The sequence below is a fragment of the Cellvibrio fibrivorans genome, from assembly GCF_031457055.1.
GTDB classification, from domain to species: domain Bacteria; phylum Pseudomonadota; class Gammaproteobacteria; order Pseudomonadales; family Cellvibrionaceae; genus Cellvibrio; species Cellvibrio fibrivorans.
Genome location: NZ_JAVDVX010000007.1, coordinates 117,231 through 139,757 on the forward strand (window position 1 = coordinate 117,231; position 22,527 = coordinate 139,757).

Consider the following 22,527-nt stretch of genomic DNA (forward strand, 5'->3'; position numbering starts at 1 on the left):
AGAAATTTCCGAATTTAAAAATTACTTCCTCCAAATACCGGTGTAATTCGCACCGCAGTACCACCAACCGGTTCTGGTGTAACCTTTGTTGGCATAGTAAGTGGATTTGCTATTGAAATCAGTCAGCGACATACCTGCATGCGCATACCACGAGCCGCTCGCAGGAATCCAGGTGGTGTTATAGATCTGGCCACCATCGGTGCAGGGCACGGTATCCAGCATCACACCGGAATCGACGAAATGGTTAAACCAGGCTTGAAAGCGCTCATCAGGAATATTGTTCACAGTCCAATAACCTACTGAATGTGGAGCCCACACCAACACCTTGCCGGCAGGTAGTGCGTTGCCATTTAACAATGTCCAGGGGCCATTTACTGATGCGGTGTTATTAGCATAAGACGTGGTTTGGCCATGATCGAATTTAATCGTTACAGGATCGCCGCTTTTCTCCATGTGCACATGTAAATGTGGCCCGGTTGAGTTGCCGCTATTGCCGACCACACCTAAAACCTGGCCAGCTTGAACACGCACTCCATTAGTAACTCTTCCGTCCTGGGTCCAGGGATTGGATTTTTCCGGGTTGGTCAGATAAGTGGCATTGTGCGGGCAAATTGCAGCGGGCACAGTGCCTGGTTGGGCGTGAGCATAGAGAGCGTACACACCATCATCTTGCAAAATCCACACGTGGTTTCCACCGAGGGCGATGTATCCATCCAACACCTTCTGCAATTTGCTGCCCGCAGTGTTTTGCGGTGAGTTACGCCAGCAACCAACAACAGTCCCTGCCGCCATAGCACGGATTTTTGCACCGTAAATGAGGTAATTTGAATTGACAGTTCCATCGGCATCATCACTTTTCAGGTGATGCCATTTGTTGTTGCCAATATGACGTACTGCGCCAATATCAAAACCTTTTTCCTGGGTACCACCAGACCAGTGAGCACCAGTTGAGTAACGATGATTGAGATTAAGATCATCCGCACGCAGTGGAAAATCATACGAGTGTGCAGTGATAGAACCTAACGTGACAGAGGCAAATAACAGAGCGTGGGTAACATAACGAATCGCTTTCATTTTCAAACATCCTTATAAAATTAAAAAATATGAGTGAGTGGTTCAACACTTATCAACCTGAATGAAACCCTTTTCAATTCGAGATAGATCAGTGCTGTTGAGCGCGTTATTACGAGGCTATGGAGGCCATTGTACGGAATTTAAAAACCGGAAATAGTCGCTAAACGCGGAGTTTTGTGTAAGCCATTTGCCGGGAAGGAATTTTTCCACTGGGGATATGTGAATTTGTCACAAATATGTTTAAACAAGTGACAAAAATTTGATTTTGATGACCTAAGCGCGTTTACAAACAGATCCCTATATTCTTTCAAGGCTATTATTACCAATTAGATAACATCGTTTAGCAATGTCCCACCGGGTAAACCGGCGCATTACGAAACATTTCATCCGTAGGGTATCAGCGTGGAAACAGTTATCTCATTTACCACCCTCTTACTTGGCGAAATAAGCCTTGTGCTTATTATCGCTCTATTTTTCTCCATCCGTTACAACTTTAAGCAAAAAGCCCTGTTAAAACGACTGATTGAAAAATACAAGGAAGTAAAATCAGAGCAAAAAACAGCAGAGAGTGAGAAAGCCAAATTCTATGCGGACAAAAAGGCAGAACACCAACAGTCCATTGTGGAGTATTTTGAGTTATCTCTATCTGATTCTCTACAACGTTATGGGAAAAATACCGGCTCACATCTCCCGCATCTTGATTCCAACCACTCCTTCAGCGCACGTGTCGCAGCTCTGCGCAGTCTTTATTTAACGGCTGAAAAAGAGGTCTTTGAGGAGCGGGGGATTACTCATGCTGGCTGGGGGCTATTTGAAAGAAAACTCGCGGATATTGTGCGCTGGCAAGACAAAAAAGACACACAACGCCAGGAAATTAAAGATAACCGGTTAAGATTGATGCAAGACCGACTCGATTCACTTAAAGGCATCCACGAAAAAAACGCTCAACTTCAAGAAAAAGTTGAACGCTTACTTAAATCGGAGAGAAAACTCAAACAGTACCAACTGGAAAGCCAACAAACCATTAACAATTTGCAATATATGCTCGAACAACTGAAGCAGCTTTCCCCTATAGCCAATCCTGCCTCCGCACCAAGCGAAAATAATCGCATTGCAATCGACATGATCCGGGAGTTAAAAACCTACAAAACCAATTTTTCCGCTGAAATAAAGGAAAAAATGGACACCTACATGAACATGCTTGAAGTGGAACTGATGAAATCAGACAATTATATTGGCAGTCTAAAAAAAGAACTAAAAGAAGCAAAAAATCAGGCAACCAATTATGCCATTATGTTAAGAGATGCCAGGATTGACGAAAAAGGAAACTCGCTTAACAACGGGGAATCAATCACAAATTCAGATGAAATGGCAATGCCATCTGATCAAAAAAATATTATCGCAGAAGTAAAGCAACTCAGAGAAAATAACCGGATACAACGCGATCTTATTCTCAAGATGGAGCATGAGATACAAATTTTAAAAAATTCAGTTAATCCCGATGACACAATTGAAGTTCGAGAGGAAAAAGCAAAAGAAATATTGCGTTTGGAACGGATAGTAAAAGAATGCCAAGGCTGCATTGATACATTGGAGAGCGAAGTTGACCACCTTTACAGCCAACTTCAGGAACGTGTTGAGTCTGCCACTGAACACCTGGACAAAACTGATAATGAATATACCAGTGAAGAATTGACCATGCTAACTAAAGAACTGGAACAAACAATTGCCCATTATCAACAACTTCATGCCATTAACCGCTTAATATTGGAACTAATGAAATGTGAGACATTATCTTCCATAAGCAAACAGATACTGCAATTCATCAAAGACTTTACTGCTCCAATTGGATTTTCCATCCATTCCGAATTAGGCAAGGACGAATATTTTCCTGGTGACCTATTCAATGACTCGACAATAGACCTAGTAAAATCGCCGTCTATGACAGAGTCATTGATCCATTTAGATGAAGGCACTCTATTTATTTTCAGTAAAATTCACCTGATGCATCTCAATATCCCAGAGCAAGACGGATATCCCATATTGGAAACAAGTTTGCAAGGTTTAGTAAAAGCCGCAGATGAATGCATTAAACATATTGAAGCACATAAATCTACTAAAAACTTCGCCCACGAGACCAATTTATGGGTTGAAACAGTAAAAAGCTCCCTATCGAATATCGATATTCAATACGCATCACAGGCAGAAGAAAATCGAAAAACTTTCAATAACTTTATTGCTGAAATGCGTAAAGCATATCCGTTGTTAGACTTGCATGGTCCAGGCGCAATAGTTCTGGACAATGCCATAAACGAATACGAAGAGCGTATGCACTTGCTACTGAGCAGCAGTGATGTGATTGACCACGAAATATCCAGTTTACTTGAGAACATGAAAAAGCTAAAAATCACTCACTAATCGACGTGAACCGATTACTTCGAATCAGCAGTAGAAACTGCAAACTCCAACGGCTTAATGCGTGCGCCACGTCGATCTGCATAAATGCGGGTAAATTCAGCACCAAACAATAGGATTAATGCCGCGTAGGACACCCATAACATCAGCAAGATAATCGTCCCTGCTGCTCCGTAAGCAGAGGCGGGATTGCTGTGACCGAAATAAAACCCGAGCGCAAATTTGGCGATTACAAAGAGCAATGCAGTGACCAAGGCACCTACCCACACATCGCACCAAGGGATTTTTGCATCAGGGAGGAATTTAAAAATAGCGGCAAATAAAAAAGTCACCACACTGAGTGACAAAGAAAAATCAAGAATACGAAATAGAATATTAAAAGCTTCGGAAAAATAATAGGCAACCCAACTACTCACGATTGAAAGCAGCGCTGACAACACCAAGGAGACCAATAATAAAAAGCCAACAGCGAGGACCAGGCCGAATGAGAACATCCGATCCAGAACCATTTTTACTATTTTACGTTTAGGCTGTGGCTTAACCTCCCAAATCATATTGAGCGTTTGCTGTAGTTGATAAAACACACCAGTAGCACCAAAAATCAATGTAGCTATACCAACCAGTGACGCGAAGGTAAAATCCTGATGCACACTGGCATTGGCAATAATCGCCTCAATATCTTTAGCCGTATCGCGGCCGATCATACTCCCGATTTCGCCACTGATGCGCCGGGTTACTGCCTCTTCACCATAAAAATAGCCAGCCAGATTAATAATAATCACCAACAACCCCGGCAGTGAAAAAATAGTACAAAACGAAATGGCAGCACTATTTCTAAACGGTTCCCGATCTAACCATTGATTAAAAGTGTCGCGAAAAATGTACGCCAATGCGTTGAGTTTCTCAAATAGCGTCATGTGGAGATCCTTGTTTAGGGATTAACGCCAAGTCGACTTATTGTCCATATCCCTTTTCACTTTGTATGTACGCTTACACACAAGACCGCTAACCACATTAACCAGATATGCTTACGCCCTCGCCTTGCACTACGGTTTTAGCTTCAGACCGCTCTATCATCTTCACCAGTGCTGATTGAATCACCTCATCTTCGCGCGCATCGGTCTTGCTGGAAAACCGCTCAACTTGAATATCAGCACCCTCTTCCAGTACAAATTCAACGACCACCTCATCAGCATGCGCACTGGTTTTGCCATAATAGGTCAATGAAATTTTAGGGTAACCCTGAAACCCCATTTTGGCTCTTTTGGCGATGCGTTTTTTGGATTTATCCAAATTCATAATTAGTTCTCAGCGGTGAAATTCCAGAGCGCAGTAGTCTGTGATGTAAATAAACCTACTGGATTGCGGATGCAAGCAGCACCTAGCTTAACGGATTTGCTGTTTCAGTTGGGAAGTTTTCAGTGCAAGTGCAGTGCTCACCGTTGCATGAACCAACAGTGAACTTTCCACTTTAACCAAGGCCAAAATCTTATAGCTTTACTTTTTGGCTATTCTTAAACGATACCAATTGAACAATTATCGGATTACCGATGAGGATCGACGCTATGGCAAACGGCTGGGCACCTGACGGTGCAGTACAAGATCAAATAGATGCGAGCATTGAAGACGCAGTAAAGTTAGCTCGCAGTCGTATTCCTGAAGGTGAGAGCCTGACGCATTGTGAAGAGTGCAATGCGGCAATTCCCGAAGCGCGCCGCGAGATTATCCCGGGGGTGCGGCTGTGTGTGAAATGCCAGGATGAGCACGATAAAGATGAAACGGTTTATTCCACTATTAACCGACGCGGCAGTAAAGATAGCCAGTTGAGATAGTGTAGGTTACGCACCGCACTTAACCACTACTGGCTTTGTGGTATAAGACCTTCAGAAATAATTACTTCATAATCTCGCGCATACGTAAACACGTTAAACCTAAATAACGGGAATAAAATCAATGAAAATAGCTATTATCGTTTTGTTTTGCCTGTGCGCTATACCCTATATATTTGCTGTTATTTCCCATTACTACCGAAAAAAACAATTTGGCCAATTTGACAACCAATATCCACGCGAACAAGCAGCCCAACTCAACGGGGTCGGTGCTCGCGCCGTGGCGGCGCAGCAGAATTCATGGGAGGCACTGGCTGTATACAGCGCCGCATTACTTGCCGTGGTTGCATCGGGGCTAGATATTAAGTACTTGGCTGAAGCAGCGATTATTGTGCTAATCGGCCGCATACTTCATGGAATTCTTTATCTGGCAAATTTGGATAAGCTACGCTCTTTGACGTTCGTCATTGCTATAGCACCGTGTTTTTATTTGTTTTACGTTGTTATTGCTGTTTTTTCAGTAGGCTGACTTTTACATTTGGTTGCGGTCTTACTGCAGAACTCTGGATAATTCTGTTATTTATTCAAGCTTTGGCAGTTCAAGATAAATGCGCTCGATTAATTCCTTACCATGCTTGCGTTCAAGTCTCCGCACAATAAAGTGCCCTCTTGCCATATCCTGAAAATGATCAATGAATATGGTGTTGATAATTGCCCCACCGGCGGCGCCAATTGCGGGTATTGCCTGAGCTGCAGCTTTTTCTGTTACTTGAATCCCAAATCGCTGCGCTACTGTTGCGATAAATTTAAGTAACAATGGAGCACCTTCGTCCGCCAATTTATTACTTGCAATAAATTCTGAGGCCGCTGCTATAGATTTCGCAAGCGTAGCTCGTACTGCATAGTATCCACTGTCGGTTCCATCGTCAGACCTGCTGTTACCGCCCAAAGCAAACACCTCTAGACACGCCAATTTCGTTTCCATTGCCGAGATAGATTCGCCCTCACTCCGTGCAACATCTGCAATTGAACGCAACATGATTGAAGTGGATATAGGTAATTCAATAGATATGGCTGCAATACCAAAAAACCCACCCACCCCGCCACTCACAGCCACACCCAACTTGTGCCACATATTAGATGACTCCTCACCAGGGATATCTTTCATTGTAAAAATAGCTGCCTGCGATGCCTTAAGTAACGCAGCACGGGTAACTTCGCCGATATTTTTATTCCAGCTATCAGGCAATAGAGCGAGGCCTTTTTCAATAGGAGTGCCGATAAAATTGGTCACCTTTGCCGCCACGCCTGGATTTTCCAAAAGATTTTTTGCTACCTGGAGTTCTTTTCTATCTTGGTCTGAAAAATTATTGTGCATAATTTTCTCCGCGTTTTACCTATGGCGATCCATTAAACCATACACGCATGATCGCGCAGTGATATTAAAATAGGTCATGGGCTTAGCAGGCAATTTAACGACGTCGCCAAAATTTTTCCATAATGGGTTTCACGCTAATGCCGTGAACAATAATAGACAGCGTTACTACAACAAGTACAAATTGAGTCAACTGTTGTGCCAGATGTTGATCCAGCCCATGTTGTATTGCATACATCAAATAGTAGATCGAACCAATGCCGCGCACACCAAACCATCCGATCATGCTGCGTAGTTTCCAACTGGTATTGGTTCCGGCCAGGCTGATGTAAACACTCAGCGGGCGGGCAATCATGAATAGAAACAATGCCAAACCAAGGGTTTGCCAATTCCAGAATTGAAACGCCAGCATGCCCCCAAGCAAAAACACCAATAACATTTCCGATAAGCGCTCAAGATGAGCACCAAAAACCAACGACTCAACACTGATAATGGGTGGCTCAGGATCATTTGCATCAACCGTCAATGAATTATCTTTTTGTTTTATTGCATTAACCTGGCGTGCATATCGCTCGGATAACTTCAATTCAGTTTGACGTAAAGCGACCCCGGAAAAAAATACCGCTAAAAACCCCCAGGCATCAATCGACACGCTTATTCCGTAGACCAGCGCGATTAACCCCAATCCCGCCAGATCATCAAGAATCTCGTGTTTAAATTCACTCCCGCGCAACTTCCATCCGATCTGCGCCAGAAGCATACCGCCAACAATACCGACAGCGATGGCAGCTGAGGTTGCCCACAGCACATCCAGCGTTATCCATTTCCAACCTGAAGTGCCCAAGTCGTGCAAGCCAAGCAAGCCTAAACCCAACATCACAAACGGAAATGCGGACCCATCATTCATGCCTGCTTCACTGGTGAGGTTGAAGCGTAAATGATCTTTATCGCCGGGATGCCGCGATTGCACATCCGTAGCCAACACTGGGTCCGTGGGCGCCAAAATGGCTCCCAGCAACACCGCAAGCCCCAGCGGAAGACTCAAGACAAAGTAAGTGAAAGCAGCAACAAACCCTACTGTAAGGGCCATGGCTACCCAAGCGAGCAAGACTGGCCTGCCCCATTGTTTTACCGTAACCGGCACCGGCATTTTAATGCCCGCCGAAAAAAGGGAAATCAACACGGCCACTTCTGTCAGTATTTCCAGCAGCGGTGCTTCTTCGACAGGATTAAACCGAAAGAGATTTAACACCATGGGGCCTGCAATCAACCCAACTGCCAGGTAAACAATGGAGGAGCTGAAGGGTGAGCGCGTCAGAATCGTGGAGGTCAAACCACGGCCAAGCATGAGCAAACCAATTAATAAAAACCAGGTTCCGTTTTCCATAAACACGACCTACCTAATCGGGCTCGGATGTAGTGAACCATCATTCTGCACCAAGTTAGGCATAACCAATGTGCGCAAGCTATCTTTAGCAATCAAACTGCTATCGAACATGCATCCTATGTGAGCCTCGAAGCTCCCTAGAAACGGTAATAGTGGCTATGTACAAGATCTCACCGTACATCAACCTCCGATTGGTGATATGCAATACGCTGTTCCTTTTCCTGAAAATTGAACCACGCGTTCGGTTTTTTTTGATTATCGTGATATTCGAATAATCCAATCGGATGCGGTAGAAAAAGTTTCCGCCATATTGTTGTGGCCCAACCCTGAAAATACGACATAGTCGTATTCATGGCCTGATTTCCTCAGTAATTCGAGCCTTTTTATTGAAAGGTCTACTGGCACACTGCCGTCATCCGTACCGAATATCCACAGCCCCGGAATATGTAGTTTTGCCAGGCTATCACTTGGATCAGAATCTTTGCCAAGGAAATCAGGCCAGCGGTATTTTTGTTTTCTCGAATTTATCGCCTCGTCGTAACTTGGAATTTCTTTACCATCCATGTCAGCCGTATATTTACTGAAGATATCTTCCTCACTGACCTTACAGACCGGACCACTCCATAACACCATGAATTTTGGAATAGAGCTTTTTTCTGCAGCTAAAGGAATTATCCATCCGGCCTGACTGATTCCCGCCAAACCTAAGGGCAAATCTGTTAACGCGCGATGCTTCGATAGGACGGCCAATGCTGACACAGCATCGTCTGCCAAAAGACCTATATTTTTTTCGCCCACGCTGCGTTCACTTTCGTAGTTGCCACCCGAATCTCCTACCCCGCGCTTATCATAGACCAGCGCCGCTATTCCCTTTTCTGCAAATTTTTCTGCCCAGAACAAACTTCTGGTTTGCTTGCCGGAACCGTGAACAAATACCACTGCTGCGACAATCCCTTTATCCTTGGGAAGGAAGATAGAACCCGATAGCTGAACATTGTTGCTGGCAAACCGGACCTCCTCTCTTTTAAAACTCTCTCCATGTGCCCGTACAACATGGATAAGTAAAAGCGTAACCACCAGTATATATTTCATGGTCTTCCCCACCTGTTGAGTTGTTGCCAATGGAAAAACGTCACGCGCAGTATGTTTTAAGCAACGCTTAATAACTTTACTGGCGTAAAGTTAATTGGACACAGGAAGTGGGGTTTTGGATTCACCATCGCTTTTCATCCAAGTTCACAAAAAGCTCAATGACTAACGCGCAAACTCCGGAATACAAAACCGTTTGCGATAAGCACTCGGCGCCATACCAGTAGTGCGCTTGAATAAACGCCGGAAAAATGCAGCGTCTTCATAGCCCACTCTCCAACTAATCTCATCAATAGATGTATTGGTTCGCTCAAGCCGACGCTTGGCGTCTTCGATACGCAGGCGCTGCACATAAGCGATAGGTGTGATGCCGGTAGCGGCGGCAAAACGACGTTTGAAGGTGCGCTCGGCAAGGCGCGATTGTTTGATCATTTCGTCAACCGCATTAGCCACTGAAAAATGTGTGCTTAACCACTGCTGTGCACTATAGATTTCCGCATCGCCGTGATCGAGCTTGCCTTCAAAAACCATGTAGGGTGTAAGACCATCTTGATGCCATTGCAATGCGAATAAACGCGCAACTTCCTGTGCGGTAGTTGCGCCAGCAAAACGTGCAATTAAATACAGCACCAGATCGTGCCAACTCATAGACGCACCGGAGCAAATTAATTCTTCGCGCTGGCCGGAAATTACCAGTACACGTTCTGGATGGATCGTGACTGCGGGATAAGTTGCCGCAAAAATGTTGGCGTAATTAAAATGTACCGTGGCTTCTTTGCCGTCAAACAATCCCGTTTCGGCCAATAAAAAAATCCCTGAGCAGGCTGAGCAAATAATTGCACCGCGCTCATGCATTGTGCGCAGCCATTGAATGGATTGCGGATAACGGTTTTGCTCCCAGCAATCGGCGCGCAATAAAAATGAGGGGACGATAATAATATCGGTTGTCGTGATACCAGTAATTGCGCGCTGCACCTGAATGGGAACACCGCTCACCAAATCCAGCGGCCCCACCACCTCGCCCACAATTTCTACCTGAAACACCGCAGATGATGCAGTAGAATTAATGCCCATGACCGCAACCGAATTCATCACATCGTAAATACCCGCCAGCGTGGACACCACTGCATCGGGCACAGCCAGTAAACTGACGTGATAGGAATTTCCTCTGCGCGCTGCATCATTACTCATTCTGCGATCCTTTTTTATTTATAGGGCGCAGCAAGCCGCGCCCCTACATAACCTGACGAGCGGGGCCCCCACACTGCAATACAAATCTGTCACCCAATGGCATAAACGAACCGATTTTAGGTGATTCCACCTCTTCAGCCTATACCCGATTACATTGATCATGAGCGGCAGCGTTAAACCTATCACTCAAGGAATCAATATCATGAATGCAACTGCAATTAATCCTGCAAAACTGGAAGCTTTTGTCATGCGCGCGGTCAACGATCTTTCAGCATCTTATGGCGGCGCGATGATCAGTATTGGCAGCAAGCTCAGCCTTTATAAAGCTATGGCTGGCGCTGGCCCGCTCAGCGCCAGCGAAGTCGCCTCTCGCTCGAGTTGTGCTGAACGCTACGTGCGTGAATGGTTAAATTCGCAAGCGGCGGGCGGTTATGTGGATTATCACGCGTTGAGCGATTGTTACGAACTCACACCAGAACAGGCGCTGGTGTTGGCCGATGAAAACAGCCCGGTATTTATTCCCCATGCATGGAGCGCGGCGGCGTCGCTTTGGTTTGATGAAGAAAAAACCCTGCACGCATTTCGCACGGGCAATGGCGTGGCCTGGGGCGATCACCACAGCAGTTTGCACTGCGGCGTTGCAGCATTTTATCGCAATGGTTATCGCGGGAATTTAGTTGCAAATTGGCTGCCTGCACTCAATGGGATAGTCGATAAACTGCACGCAGGCATTGCTGTTGCCGATATCGGATGCGGCCACGGTCATTCCAGTATTTTAATGGCACAAGCCTTTCCCAATTCACGCTTTTATGGCTTTGATGCACACGCAGAGTCGATCCACACCGCACAACAAAATGCGCGCATTGCGGATATTGCTGAGCAAGTGAATTTTGATATCGCCACCGCCGTGTCCTACCCCAATCACCGATATGATCTCATTTGTTTTTTTGATTGCCTGCACGATATGGGTGACCCGGTTGCAGCCGTAAAATATGCCGCGCAAACATTGGCACCCGGCGGCACAGTGATGTTAGTCGAACCCTTTGCGCATGATCGAATTGAACAAAACCTTTCCCCTATTTCCCGCGCCTATTACGCGAGCTCAACAACCGTTTGTTGCGCTCATGCCATTTCCGAAGGTGGAAAGATGGTGCTGGGTGCACAAGCGGGTGAAGCACGCTTGGCAGACGTGTTTCGTAAAGCGGGTTTCACACATTTTCGGCGCGCAGCGGAGACTCCGTTTAATTTAATTTTTGAAGCGCAGATCTAATGTTTATCTATTTTACTAACCATAAAAAACTTGATGCGCCTAAAGCATAATTCACCTGACCCGTGTAATAGCATCCACGATATGCATGGGTGAAATGTCGGCAGCATGCCTGCCGGTATATTACTCATGCCGTTTCAAATCGAGCCTGAACCAACTTTATTCACACCATCATTAAGCAGTGATGGCGACTTGCTCCAGATATCCGCGGCGTACACTAACTACACAAACCATTCATTCATCCCACTTGCTTTAGATCCCAGCGCTCACAGAAATCGAATTCGCAGTGTAACTTGCACTATAATTCCCACTTTCGTTTTCACCCTGAGCGACTCCATGTCCATCTACACCATTCTCGCCGCACCTATCGCAGCAACCACTGAAGAAAAAAACAGTGAATTTTTAACCTTTCTACACCCTGTTACTTCGCGTGATGAAGCGATGGTGCATGTTGATGGCTACCGAAAACAATATCCCGATGCGGCCCATGTGTGCTGGGCATATGTAATCGGAAATACCCGCCAGCCGCAGACACAAGCATTTAGCGATGATGGTGAACCTTCCGGTACAGCGGGAAAACCTATGTTGCATGTATTGACTGAACGCGAGTTGGGCAATTCGCTTGCCGTGGTAGTGCGTTATTTTGGCGGAGTGAAATTAGGTGCGGGGGGATTGGTGCGTGCGTATTCGGGCGCAGTATCTGCAGCAGTGAATTGCGCGCAGTTAGTAGAAGTGACCCCCTGCATACACATTCATATCACTGTGGATTTCGCCAAGGAAACCAAAATTCGCCATCTAGTGAATACGTATCAAGGGCAGGTTTTACATGTGGACTATGCCATGCAAGTCACTTTGCAAATCAGCCTCGCCGCTGCGCAAGCAGAGTTATTTACGCAACAAGTCATTAATGAAACAGCTGGCGATGCGCTTGTTCATATTGATGATTGAGTAGTTACCACACCGCCTTTATGATGTCGCATCCACCACCTTGAACCCCGCCATGAAATATCCTCCTGCGATCATCGGTATTATTTGCATTCTTGTCGGCACCTTTTGTTTTGCTGCAAAGGGGATTGTCATCAAGCTCGCGTATCAATATGGAATCACCGCTACGCCATTGCTGGCATTGCGTATGTTATTTGCAATTCCATTTTATGCAGCGGTTGCGCTCTGGTTGCAAACCCAACAACTCACACCACTCGCAAAAGGTGATGGCTGGAAAATTATCGGGCTGGGGTTGTTGAGTTATTACGTCTCCAGCCTGCTCGATTTTATGGGGCTGCAATATATCTCGGCGGGCTTGGAGCGATTGATTTTGTACATCTATCCAACACTGGTGTTATTGATGTTGGCATTTTGGAAAAAGGAAAAAATAACACGTAAAACAAAAATTGCATTGGCACTGGCTTATGCAGGCATGTTGTTGGTATTTATCCAGGATTTACGCTTAACTAGCGAATGGAACTACACTTTGCTGGGTACGAGCCTGGTTATCCTGAGTACCATTTTTTTCGCTTTATTTGTCGTCCTGGCGGGCGATACGATTCCCAAAGTTGGTGCCAGCCGTTTCACGGCTTACGCCATGTTATCCGCTTGCGTAGGTGTGATACTGCACAGTTTAACGCTGGAAGGAGTTGCTAATCTTAAGCAACCGCAACCGGTATATGTTTTAGCAATAGTCCTCGCGTTCTTTTGTACGGTTATTCCCAGTTTTTTAATGAATAAGGGCATTAGTGTCATTGGCAGTGGCCGTGCGGCAATTCTTGGTAGCATTGGCCCGGTGATTACCTTATTTCTTGGCGCCCTGATATTGCATGAGCCCATTACACTGGTGCAGCTACTCGGAGCTTTACTGGTGATTAGCGGTGTTACCCTCGCCACCAGAAAATAGCAGTGTTGTAAGGGAGTGATCAGTAAATGACTAAAGAAATCGAACTGCAAAAATCCAAACGCCTTGCTATGTATTTTCTGGCGTTTGCCGCGCTCACTTTTATTAGTACGTTATTTTTGCCTGCCGAGCGATGGTGGGTCGGATTAATGAGGGCGATATCTGAAGCGGCTATGGTGGGCGCGCTGGCAGACTGGTTTGCGGTAGTGGCGCTGTTCAAACGCGTACCCATTCCAATTGTCTCTGCGCACACCGAAATTATTCCTAAAAATAAGGATAAAATTGCAGATAATCTCGCGCTGTTTGTGCGAGAAAAATTTCTGGATGTGGAGTCCATTGTTGCGCTCATTCAAAAACACGATCCTGCACAAAAAGCGGCAGATTGGTTGTGTGCCGCCGACAACACCAAAAAACTGGGTACCTATTTAGTCAAAATAACCGCGGGCATGCTCGATTTTATCGAAGACGCAGCTGTGCAAAAATTCATGACCAAAGCGATTCATGCGATGCTGGACAAAATCGATTTATCCCAATCCGCTGGCATGCTCCTAGACGTCATGACTAAAAATAATCGCCACCAGGCCCTGCTTAACGAAGGGATTAATCAGTTTGCATCAATTTTAGCCGAGAACGAGACGCAGACCTTTATCGCCGAAGGAATTGTTGACTGGCTTAAAGATGAACACCCGGTTGCAGAAAAAATTATGCCTTCAGGTTGGGTTGGTCGCACCGGTGCTGACATTGCAATTAAAGCAGCAAGCCGCTTATTGAATGAGATTAACGAGAACCCTGACCATCAACTGCGCATTAAATTTGATGGCTACACAAAAGATTTTATTACACGTTTGAAAACAGATCCCGAGTTTTTTGAAAAGGCAGAAGAAATCAAACGCTACTTAAAAAATGATGAAACCTTTAATACCTATATGGGTGAACTCTGGCGCGATTTAAAAGACTGGCTCAAACGCGACTGTGCAGATAAGAATTCCGTGCTGCATCAAAAAATCAGTGCTGCCGGTCAATGGTTAGGAGAAACCCTGGCGCACGATGCAAATTTACGCCAATCCCTTAATCAGCATATGGAAGACGCAGCAAAAAAAATGGCTCCAGATTTTGCGCTATTCCTAACGGCACATATCCGGGATACGGTGAAAGGCTGGGATAGCAAAGAAATGTCACGCCAGATTGAATTGAATATAGGCAAAGATCTGCAATATATACGCATCAACGGCACCATCGTGGGTGGATGTATAGGTTGTCTGCTTTATTTGATATCCCATGCGCAGGAACTTTTTCAGTTTTTATTTTAATCCCGCTGTCGATTTCCCCAAACGCCGTTCGACTATTGGGTAGCAAGTAACAAAACCCACCCTAAATATTGGTTTATATAGGAGATACCACAATGAAAGTCATGGTCATAGTAAAAGCATCGCCCGGTTCTGAAGCGGGAAAAATGCCAACTGAGGCGCTGATGTCAGCGATGATGAATTTTAATGAGGAGCTGGTAAAAGCCGGCATTATGGAATCGGGCGACGGGCTTAAGCCCAGCAGCCAAGGCTTGCGTGTGCGCTTTAGCGGCGACAAGCGGGTAGTGACGACTGGCCCCTTTACTGAAACAAATGAATTAATTGCCGGTTATTGGATTTGGAATGTGAAATCCATGGAAGAGGCCGTTGAGTGGGTGAAGAAATGCCCTAATCCGATGGAAGAGGAAGAGTCGGATATCGAGATCCGCACCTTTTATGAGATCGAGGATTTTGCGGTTGCTGACCCAAATGGCGCATCACGAGAAAAAGATGCTGCATTGCGCCAAGCATTAGCCATGCAAAAAGTAGAAGTGAACAACTACTTATTTTTCTCTGGCCGCTGCGATGAAGCCCTGGCGTTTTATAAACAACATTTAAGTGCGGATGTTAAATTCCTGATACGTTTTAACGAGAGCCCTGATGCTGTTCCTGAGGGAATGCTTCAAGACGGTTTTGAAAATAAAGTCATGCATGCTGAATTTAGCCTCGGCAATGTGCGGGTAATGGCATCTGATGGTTGCAATGATGTGGAGAAATTCAGCGGATTTCGCCTGGCACTGAATGTTCCTAATGAAGATGAAGCTCGCCGCATTTTTGCCGCACTTGAGAGCAACGGTGGAAAAGTAGATATGCCGCTGATGAAAACCTTTTGGTCGCCGCTCTACGGGCAGGTCACTGACCAATTTGGTGTGGGTTGGATGGTGATGTTGCCGGGTGAAGAACCCGCGCAATAACCAATGCAAAAAATAAAACCGGCAGGACATTGGTGCACACTATCTGCGCCAATTTCCTGCCGGTTTTTTTCAACCAGGATTATTTTTCAACCAGTTCGCATTGCCTATGAATAACAGAACTCAGTGCAATCATTAGCAAGCCGCTTATCAACAATATGAATAGTGATGGTTCAGGAACCGATGTGGAATAGTCGTAAAATAAATTATCCACCACAGCGCCCGTTCTTAATCCATAAAAGGCTTCCAGTGTAATAAAAGAAATCCCCTCGGGTGCATAAAAACTCACTAACTGATTATCGATATAAGGTGTTTCATTGTAGGGACCTGCATAACCTGATGTTTGTTTTTGTGCGAGCCAACCACCTTCGCCAAAGGCATTGAGAAATACTGCCTGCTCATGTGCCGCGCTGACATACATACTGACGTAGGTTGGCAAGTTACCGACGAACCTGAGCAGTAAAAAGTTACTGCCGAGCAGTTGGTTGTCATTGCTACCATCGGGAAGGGATTCACCTACCAGAAAACCACCATCAATCAATAAACCTTTGTCGAGGTACTGGTCGGTGAGCGGGTTATCAGAAAAATGAGGGAACATTTCATCAGCAGGGACATATCGAATGTCGTCAAAATCAATAACAACTGCATTGGCGGAGTTTGTTCCTATCAGTACCAACGCAATTACCGTCGGAAGTGTAAATTTTTTTATTTGTTTTACGATGCGATAAAATATGGCGCCCATAATAACCTCCGATCATTTTTGTGAAGAGATTGCGAATCACTGTATCGCAGGAATAACCCAAAACAGGCCTCACGCTAACAGAAAAATTTTATTGATCTTGTGATTCGCAACGACTTTTTACAAAAAGCCCTGCCATAAAAGACAATATAATTTTTATCGGAACGAAAATTTAATCTTTTAGCGCCATTGTCTCCCATATTGCTACCACAACCAGAATCCCGGTAGTGACCGCACTCAATCCCAATGCAGAAAAATGGTGATGGGTGGCGAGCGGAATGGCAGCAAGCAGCAACAGCAAACCAACCATGTGAGACAAGGGCGGTGTCCGGCGGTCATTGGTCACCCATTTAAATAACATGCAGCCCAATAGATACAGCGCAGGGCCGCCGATAATTGCCGCCACCCCTGCTGGAGATGCATGGTCGGGATGGGCAAGCACCAGCTCGTCGGCAACCGCGCAGACAATAATGCCCGCTACAATCGGCGCATGCATATAAGTGTAAGCGAGACGCGCTTGGCTGCCGGGGTCAGCAGAATGAAGGATGCGGTGATGAGCACGTTGCAAACCTGAATCAAAATAAATCCACCAGAGCGCAATTGAACCAACCACCGCCACCAAAAATGCGGCGATAACATTGGCGGTCCACTCTTGATCCGCAAAGGTTGCCCCCGTCACCAGCAACGATTCACCCAGCGCAATAATCACAAACAAGGCGCAGCGCTCAGCCATGTGGTTGCCTTCCACATCCCAATCCGTTGTACTTGCACGCCCCAAACCCGGCACCCAAAAAAGTGCAGCGGGCGAAATAAATTCAATAAAAAAAGCAATGCACCAGAGGATAAAACGCGGCTGCCCTTCCGCAAATCCACCAGCGAGCCAGAACACCGCCGAGAGGCACAACCAGATAAAAATGCGCTGGAAACTGCGCACAAAATTGCGCGCGCTGTTGCGGATCGCGTAGAGGAAAAATGCTGTGCGTCCCACTTGCATACACACATAAGCACAGGCAAATAATAATCCGCGCTCGCCAAACGCATCGGGGATAGAGGCAGACATCAACAAGCCCGCAAGCATCAATGCAAATAAACATAAACGTACTGGCAGACGTTCAGGGTCTAACCAGTTGGTGACCCAAGAGGTGTAAATCCAAACCCACCAGACGGCGAGCAAGAGCAAAAAATGTTTGATCGCGCCGTCGAGCGTTAAATGTGCAAGCAGTGAATGGGAGATTTGGGTGATGGCAAATACAAACACCAAATCGAAAAACAGTTCAACCATAGTGACCTTGCCACTCTGGTTACTACCACCCGGGTCACGACCGCGCGCGCGGAGTAAAGACAACATCAATTATTTTCCTTTTTGCAAATGAGTGAGCCGCCACCAGGTCAGTAGCGCGGCCGCAGCAGGAACACCAAACACCAGCAGGAAGATGGGCAACTCTTGCATAAAGGTGTAACCGGCGTGGTTGATACCGATCCACATATTGATGGCAGCTATAACAAACCAGAGCGGAATAAAGAGCAGCTCCGCTTTAGCCATAGGTTTTACTCCCGCACCAGCAAATACCCGCGCGACTAGCTGACAAAAAAATAACAACACAAAGCCACCGACTAAAACCATAAGTGTGTGCATAGCGACTCCTAGTGAAAAATGAGGTTAACAATCATTATTAATTATGTTGCAGATTTAAACCCAGCGAAACCAACTCCACCATAGCGGTGAGCTCAACACCCAGCTTATCAACCAATTCTTGCTGCCACTCACCATTATGCAAATGTTGCTCCAGATTAAAACAAATAATTTCCAGTTGGCTCATACCCAAACTACCGGCGAGGGATTTAAGTGAGTGCACCTGATTGAGCGCCTCTGCAGGGTTGTTTTCCAGCAGCCCAGTCAATTGCGCTGGAAATGTGGCACGCTCACGCGCAAACCGTTCGAGCAAACGGCGATAGAGCGTCTCATTGTCCATTAAATTATGCAGCGCGCGCGCCGTGTCGATTCCACCATTGTGCAAAAATTCAAAACTGCTGGCTTTGGGCACCAGATCATCGGCCACGCGGCAGGCATGCCCCCACTGCTCCAATACACTATGCAATTGCGCAGGCTCAATCGGTTTGGATAAATAATCATCCAAGCCCGCGGCGAGATAGGCCTCTCTATCGCCCGGCAACGCATTCGCAGTTACCGCAATAATGGGGAGATGTTTACCCACCGGCAATTCGCGGATGCGCGCGGTGGTTTCAACACCGTCCATACCCGGCAATTGAATGTCCATCAATACCAGATCAAATGCCTGCTGTTGGATAATAGCGATGGCTTCTGGCCCCGAGCCGACACAAATAGCCGTTGCTTCCATAGACTCCAACAGCGATAAAATAATTTCCTGGTTGAGCAAATTATCTTCCACCACCAGAATGCTGCAGTGGATGGGCGCCAATTTTTTGGGGCTGGGATCTGCTTGCAGGATATTGGGCGCGGGTGCGCGATTATTTTTTTCCAACTGCACGCGCAAGCGGAAACAACTGCCCTGCCCTTCGGTACTTTTGACATCGATGCGCGCCTGCATCAAATCCGCCAGATTTTTACAAATCGACAACCCCAAACCTGTGCCTTCAAAACGGCGCGTGCTGGAGGAATCTACTTGCTGGAATGGCTGAAATAAATTTTGCACTTTTTCAGCATCAATCCCAATCCCGGTATCTTCCACTTCAAATAATAATTCGACGCGCTCTTGCCAATCACGCACTTTGGTTACACGAATACTGATGCTGCCGTGATCGGTAAATTTCACGGCGTTTGCGCAAAAATTAATAAGGATTTGGCCGAGCCGGAGGGAATCACCCAACAGCACCTTGGGAATTTGCGCATCAATTTCCACATTCACTTGCAGGCCTTTTGCCGCTGCTTTATCCCACACCAGATCAACTGTTTTATCCACGAGTTGATCGATAGAGAATTCACTGTGATCGAGCGAAAGTTTGCCCGCCTCCATGCGCGAGAAATTCAAAATATCATTAATAATTTGCAGCAGATGCTCACCTGAGTCGCGCATTTTTTCCAAATAAGTGCGCTGCTTGGGTTCGGGCTTACTGGCCAGGGCAATATGCGCGAGACCGATAATCGCATTGAGCGGCGTGCGAATTTCATGGCTCATATTGGCCAGGAATTCCGCTTTTGTTTGTGATGCAGCCAGCGCTTCATCTTTAGCGGACATGAGTTCGTGGGTACGCTCATTGATCATTTGTTCCAGATTTTGGTTGACCTCTTCCATGCGCTGATTGGCCACTATCCGCTCGGTAACATCGACCCAAATGCAGGTAATCGCCTGCGGCTCTTGCCCCTTGGTATGGATGATCGGGAAACGCACTATGCGGTAGTAACGCGGATTGCCGTCGGGGTGGCGCAATTCAGAGACAACATCATTCCAATAGGAATCAGCGCCGACGTTTTCCTCGGCTTGAAGGAGTGGCTTGAGCCAGTTGGGTGCGGGTACGTCATGTATATCGCGCCCGAGCAAATCGCTTTCATCCAGTTTAAGCAAGCTGCAAAACGCCGGGTTGACCATAATCAACTGGTGATCAATGGAGGTCATGTGTGTCGCTGCCGGTAAATTATCCAACAGCGAGCGGAAACGCCCTTCACGCATCAATGCACTGCGACGATTGAGAATCGCGGTGATGGTCAACACCACAATTAATAAATTGGCCGCGACACTCAAGCCGATAATAATATTGCGCGAGGCGAGAAAAGGCCCCATCGCCTCTTCCACATCCTGTTCGATGATCACACCCAATTCCATTTCATCAATCCAGCGACCTGCTCCGGCTACAGAAATACCGCGATAATCCTGATAACCCACTTTGATTAGTCCGGCTTCACGATTAATTAAAAAATCCACCATATCGGTCAATGGCCCCTGCTCACCGCGAGCGAGGGGACGCCGCACTTCGGCCCCAATACGCGCCGCTTGTTGTTGCGCTTCGGTGCTTGAATTATCCATTTGTGTTGGCGCAAAACGCGCGGGCGTAACAAAGCGGCCACGGTTGTCGATAGCGTAAATTTCGCCTGAACGACCGGTGCGCCCTTTAAAAAAAATCGGAAAAAAACTCGATTGGGTATTAAAGCGCAAACAAAAATAGCCGGGCGCTGTGACCTCTGATTCGAACAGCACACACATGTTTTGCATAAGTGTGCCCGCCGGTTGCAGGCCGCGCGGCCCATCGATAGGGAGTACTGCCGCTACCGGGCGCGAAATAGCCGGACGCTTGGCAAGCGCTTTATCAAGCACCTCAATGGTCTCAGGCAATAACACCGGTTGTTTGCGATAAGCTTTCGTACTGGCAGCAACCAATACACGCTCGTGATTAATCACTGAAAAGCCATCAAAGCCCATCACCATCAATACCGGATACAACCATTCGCGCAGCGCATCATGGGTAGCAGCCTTATCGCCCTGTTCCAGCAGCACCTGTTTCAGCAGGGTTTTGCCTTGGGTCGAGTTAGCCAACATATGGATGGCGGCGAGATTTTGTTGTTGCCAGAGCTGAATCAACTCGGCGAAGGAGCTGAGTGAAGTTTGCAGATGCGCGCGCACAATCCGCTCCTGACTGGAATGGATATGACGCAATGCGAGGCTAGTAAAAAAAAACAGCAGCACTATAGCGAGTGCTGCTGACAACAGGGTGGGATTAACCAGCGAGAAAAAATGAAAGTATTTGTTTACCCGAGACTTGTTTGGCATATGGTGTTTTTACGTTGCAAATCCTGTTCGACCCAGCCCATCAGCTCGCGCCCAGGCATGGGGCGTGCCAGCAGGAAGCCCTGCGCCTGTTTACAACCCAGGCTTTTGAGCAAGTGTAGCTCGGCTTCTGTCTCTACACCTTCTGCAACGGTAGTAATCCCCAAACGCTGCCCCATTTCGATGGCCGACTTCAAAATATTGCGGATGTATTGCCGCGCCGGTGCGCCCTGAATAAACGAGCGATCAATTTTCAATTCTGAAAAGGGGAAGCGCGACAGCTGCTGCATAGACGAAAAACCGGTGCCGTAATCATCGATGGAAATACCAAAACCTTTCAAACGCAACCGGCTGATGGTGGCTAACGCCGAAGGCAAATCGACCACCAATGCGCTCTCGGTAATTTCAAAGGTAATAAAGTGCGCTGGTATGCCCTGACGAATTACGCGCTGGATAATTTCGTTCGCGAGATTAAATTCGGCGAGAGATTTCGCTGAGAGGTTAATTGCCACGGGAATATATTGCCCCAGCTCCCACCAGCCATTCATGTCTTGCAACACCTGGTCGAGCACAGAGAGAGTCAAATCGCCAATCAAACCGTGCTCTTCCGCCATGGGAATAAACACGCCGGGTGGAATCCAATCACCCTGCAGGTTTTTCCAGCGTGCGAGCGCTTCCACGCCCGCCACCTTCATAGTTTCAAGATCCATTTTGGGCTGGTAATACACCTGGATTTTAGCGCGGTCCAACGCCGTTTTTAATTGTTCAACATCGGTTTCTATCGGCGGGCGCTCCTGGTCGGGCGGGCAAATACCGGCGTTGTAACTGTTGAGTGCATCGGCCAATTCAACCGGGTTGACCGGTTTGCGAAAAGCACCGAGCAAATTAATACCCAAGGCTTCCGCCATAGTGGCAACTGCGCTGATGAGCACTTCATCGGAGCTGCTGGCTAAGACGACTGCAGGTTTGTGCGGCAATTGCGCGAGTTGTTGCAATACTTCGATGCCGTCCATAACCGGCATTTCCAAATCCAGCAACATCACCGCAGGGATTTGTTCGAGCTGCGCGAGTTGATCCAGCGCTAATTTTCCATTGGCCGCTTCGTACACCTGACTGACACCAAAAGCGCGCAAACACATATGCGCGCTGTACCGGTGCATGCTGCTATCGTCTACTACCATTACCCCTTGCTGCACAATATTGCCGTGCAAATTGAGTGAAGGGTTTTGGCTGGCCGATGTATTAAGTGAAATCATATGTCGCTCACTGGCTCC

20 protein-coding genes are annotated in these 22,527 nt (G+C 46.7%); 8 read left to right on the top strand and 12 right to left on the bottom strand.

Annotation, left to right across the window (positions count from 1 at the left end):
- Positions 1-21: 21 nt before the first annotated feature.
- Complete coding sequence (locus J2X05_RS17690) at positions 22-1,074, bottom strand: M23 family metallopeptidase (protein WP_310075013.1); 1,053 nt, start codon at positions 1,072-1,074, stop codon at positions 22-24.
- A gap of 402 nt (positions 1,075-1,476) precedes the next feature.
- Between J2X05_RS17690 and J2X05_RS17695 the strand changes: the two genes are divergently transcribed.
- Positions 1,477-3,492: a hypothetical protein gene (locus J2X05_RS17695; protein WP_310075015.1), complete on the top strand. Its 2,016-nt coding sequence runs from the start codon at positions 1,477-1,479 to the stop codon at positions 3,490-3,492.
- Positions 3,493-3,506: 14 nt separating this feature from the next.
- Here the strand turns inward: J2X05_RS17695 and J2X05_RS17700 are convergent, their stop codons facing one another.
- Together J2X05_RS17700 and J2X05_RS17705 are read right to left on the bottom strand one after the other, a co-directional pair.
- On the bottom strand, positions 3,507-4,406 hold the full coding sequence (locus J2X05_RS17700; protein WP_310075017.1) for a YihY/virulence factor BrkB family protein: 900 nt from the start codon (positions 4,404-4,406) through the stop codon (positions 3,507-3,509).
- Positions 4,407-4,503: 97 nt separating this feature from the next.
- Positions 4,504-4,788, bottom strand: coding sequence for a hypothetical protein (locus tag J2X05_RS17705; protein ID WP_310075019.1), 285 nt, complete (start codon positions 4,786-4,788; stop codon positions 4,504-4,506).
- Positions 4,789-5,054: 266 nt separating this feature from the next.
- Here J2X05_RS17705 and J2X05_RS17710 point away from each other — a divergent pair, with 266 nt between their 5' ends.
- Both J2X05_RS17710 and J2X05_RS17715 read left to right on the top strand, forming a co-directional pair.
- Positions 5,055-5,321, top strand: a complete 267-nt coding sequence (locus J2X05_RS17710; RefSeq protein ID WP_310075021.1) for a DksA/TraR family C4-type zinc finger protein — start codon at positions 5,055-5,057, stop codon at positions 5,319-5,321.
- A gap of 121 nt (positions 5,322-5,442) precedes the next feature.
- Positions 5,443-5,847, top strand: a complete 405-nt coding sequence (locus J2X05_RS17715; RefSeq protein WP_310075022.1) for an MAPEG family protein — start codon at positions 5,443-5,445, stop codon at positions 5,845-5,847.
- 51 nt (positions 5,848-5,898) lie between these two features.
- Here the strand turns inward: J2X05_RS17715 and J2X05_RS17720 are convergent, their stop codons facing one another.
- The 4 genes from J2X05_RS17720 to J2X05_RS17735 form a co-directional block, all read right to left on the bottom strand.
- Positions 5,899-6,696, bottom strand: coding sequence for an EcsC family protein (locus J2X05_RS17720; protein WP_310075024.1), 798 nt, complete (start codon positions 6,694-6,696; stop codon positions 5,899-5,901).
- 94 nt (positions 6,697-6,790) lie between these two features.
- A complete protein-coding gene (locus J2X05_RS17725) occupies positions 6,791-8,080 on the bottom strand; it encodes a cation:proton antiporter (RefSeq protein WP_310075025.1) in 1,290 nt (429 codons plus the stop codon).
- A 255-nt stretch (positions 8,081-8,335) separates the two neighbouring features.
- Positions 8,336-9,172 carry an alpha/beta hydrolase family protein gene (locus tag J2X05_RS17730; protein ID WP_310075027.1) on the bottom strand — a complete coding sequence of 279 codons (837 nt, stop codon included), beginning with the start codon at positions 9,170-9,172 and terminating at the stop codon, positions 8,336-8,338.
- Positions 9,173-9,334: 162 nt separating this feature from the next.
- Entirely contained in the window at positions 9,335-10,360 is a 1,026-nt protein-coding gene (locus J2X05_RS17735; RefSeq protein WP_310075029.1) for a GlxA family transcriptional regulator, read from the bottom strand.
- A gap of 202 nt (positions 10,361-10,562) precedes the next feature.
- On the opposite strand from J2X05_RS17735, the gene J2X05_RS17740 reads away from it, so the two are divergent.
- The 5 genes from J2X05_RS17740 to J2X05_RS17760 all read left to right on the top strand — a co-directional run bounded on the left by J2X05_RS17740 (position 10,563) and on the right by J2X05_RS17760 (position 15,775).
- Positions 10,563-11,630 carry a class I SAM-dependent methyltransferase gene (locus tag J2X05_RS17740; protein ID WP_310075030.1) on the top strand — a complete coding sequence of 356 codons (1,068 nt, stop codon included), beginning with the start codon at positions 10,563-10,565 and terminating at the stop codon, positions 11,628-11,630.
- Between the two features lie 333 nt (positions 11,631-11,963).
- Positions 11,964-12,575, top strand: a complete 612-nt coding sequence (locus J2X05_RS17745; RefSeq protein WP_310075031.1) for a YigZ family protein — start codon at positions 11,964-11,966, stop codon at positions 12,573-12,575.
- Positions 12,576-12,627: 52 nt separating this feature from the next.
- Positions 12,628-13,518 carry a DMT family transporter gene (locus tag J2X05_RS17750; protein ID WP_310075032.1) on the top strand — a complete coding sequence of 297 codons (891 nt, stop codon included), beginning with the start codon at positions 12,628-12,630 and terminating at the stop codon, positions 13,516-13,518.
- Positions 13,519-13,544: 26 nt separating this feature from the next.
- Positions 13,545-14,825: a DUF445 domain-containing protein gene (locus J2X05_RS17755; protein ID WP_310075034.1), complete on the top strand. Its 1,281-nt coding sequence runs from the start codon at positions 13,545-13,547 to the stop codon at positions 14,823-14,825.
- A 92-nt stretch (positions 14,826-14,917) separates the two neighbouring features.
- Positions 14,918-15,775: a YciI family protein gene (locus J2X05_RS17760; RefSeq protein ID WP_310075036.1), complete on the top strand. Its 858-nt coding sequence runs from the start codon at positions 14,918-14,920 to the stop codon at positions 15,773-15,775.
- Positions 15,776-15,854: 79 nt separating this feature from the next.
- Here J2X05_RS17760 and J2X05_RS17765 read toward each other — a convergent pair whose 3' ends face one another.
- The 5 genes from J2X05_RS17765 to J2X05_RS17785 all read right to left on the bottom strand — a co-directional run bounded on the left by J2X05_RS17765 (position 15,855) and on the right by J2X05_RS17785 (position 22,509).
- The gene (locus tag J2X05_RS17765; protein WP_310075037.1) at positions 15,855-16,514 is read right to left on the bottom strand and encodes a hypothetical protein; all 660 of its coding nucleotides are present in this window, start codon (positions 16,512-16,514) and stop codon (positions 15,855-15,857) included.
- A 169-nt stretch (positions 16,515-16,683) separates the two neighbouring features.
- The gene (locus J2X05_RS17770; protein ID WP_310075039.1) at positions 16,684-17,859 is read right to left on the bottom strand and encodes a low temperature requirement protein A; all 1,176 of its coding nucleotides are present in this window, start codon (positions 17,857-17,859) and stop codon (positions 16,684-16,686) included.
- A 3-nt stretch (positions 17,860-17,862) separates the two neighbouring features.
- Positions 17,863-18,147 (bottom strand): hypothetical protein, encoded by a 285-nt coding sequence (locus J2X05_RS17775; RefSeq protein ID WP_310075041.1) that lies wholly within the window; start codon positions 18,145-18,147, stop codon positions 17,863-17,865.
- Between the two features lie 37 nt (positions 18,148-18,184).
- On the bottom strand, positions 18,185-21,256 hold the full coding sequence (locus J2X05_RS17780; RefSeq protein ID WP_310075043.1) for an ATP-binding protein: 3,072 nt from the start codon (positions 21,254-21,256) through the stop codon (positions 18,185-18,187).
- Positions 21,235-22,509, bottom strand: coding sequence for an EAL domain-containing response regulator (locus J2X05_RS17785; protein WP_310075045.1), 1,275 nt, complete (start codon positions 22,507-22,509; stop codon positions 21,235-21,237). Before J2X05_RS17785 ends, J2X05_RS17780 begins: the two co-directional genes overlap by 22 nt.
- Positions 22,510-22,527 lie beyond the last annotated feature (18 nt).

Bases quoted from the DNA above. Each gene is read 5' to 3' on its own strand.
- J2X05_RS17690 (WP_310075013.1), bottom strand. From the start codon at position 1,074: ATGAAAGCGATTCGTTATGTTACCCACGCTCTGTTATTTGCCTCTGTC.
- J2X05_RS17700 (WP_310075017.1), bottom strand. From the start codon at position 4,406: ATGACGCTATTTGAGAAACTCAACGCATTGGCGTACATTTTTCGCGAC.
- J2X05_RS17705 (WP_310075019.1), bottom strand. From the start codon at position 4,788: ATGAATTTGGATAAATCCAAAAAACGCATCGCCAAAAGAGCCAAAATG.
- J2X05_RS17710 (WP_310075021.1), top strand. From the start codon at position 5,055: ATGGCAAACGGCTGGGCACCTGACGGTGCAGTACAAGATCAAATAGAT.
- J2X05_RS17715 (WP_310075022.1), top strand. From the start codon at position 5,443: ATGAAAATAGCTATTATCGTTTTGTTTTGCCTGTGCGCTATACCCTAT.
- J2X05_RS17720 (WP_310075024.1), bottom strand. From the start codon at position 6,696: ATGCACAATAATTTTTCAGACCAAGATAGAAAAGAACTCCAGGTAGCA.
- J2X05_RS17725 (WP_310075025.1), bottom strand. From the start codon at position 8,080: ATGGAAAACGGAACCTGGTTTTTATTAATTGGTTTGCTCATGCTTGGC.
- J2X05_RS17730 (WP_310075027.1), bottom strand. From the start codon at position 9,172: ATGAAATATATACTGGTGGTTACGCTTTTACTTATCCATGTTGTACGG.
- J2X05_RS17735 (WP_310075029.1), bottom strand. From the start codon at position 10,360: ATGAGTAATGATGCAGCGCGCAGAGGAAATTCCTATCACGTCAGTTTA.
- J2X05_RS17740 (WP_310075030.1), top strand. From the start codon at position 10,563: ATGAATGCAACTGCAATTAATCCTGCAAAACTGGAAGCTTTTGTCATG.
- J2X05_RS17745 (WP_310075031.1), top strand. From the start codon at position 11,964: ATGTCCATCTACACCATTCTCGCCGCACCTATCGCAGCAACCACTGAA.
- J2X05_RS17750 (WP_310075032.1), top strand. From the start codon at position 12,628: ATGAAATATCCTCCTGCGATCATCGGTATTATTTGCATTCTTGTCGGC.
- J2X05_RS17755 (WP_310075034.1), top strand. From the start codon at position 13,545: ATGACTAAAGAAATCGAACTGCAAAAATCCAAACGCCTTGCTATGTAT.
- J2X05_RS17760 (WP_310075036.1), top strand. From the start codon at position 14,918: ATGAAAGTCATGGTCATAGTAAAAGCATCGCCCGGTTCTGAAGCGGGA.
- J2X05_RS17765 (WP_310075037.1), bottom strand. From the start codon at position 16,514: ATGGGCGCCATATTTTATCGCATCGTAAAACAAATAAAAAAATTTACA.
- J2X05_RS17770 (WP_310075039.1), bottom strand. From the start codon at position 17,859: ATGTTGTCTTTACTCCGCGCGCGCGGTCGTGACCCGGGTGGTAGTAAC.
- J2X05_RS17775 (WP_310075041.1), bottom strand. From the start codon at position 18,147: ATGCACACACTTATGGTTTTAGTCGGTGGCTTTGTGTTGTTATTTTTT.
- J2X05_RS17780 (WP_310075043.1), bottom strand. From the start codon at position 21,256: ATGCCAAACAAGTCTCGGGTAAACAAATACTTTCATTTTTTCTCGCTG.
- J2X05_RS17785 (WP_310075045.1), bottom strand. From the start codon at position 22,509: ATGATTTCACTTAATACATCGGCCAGCCAAAACCCTTCACTCAATTTG.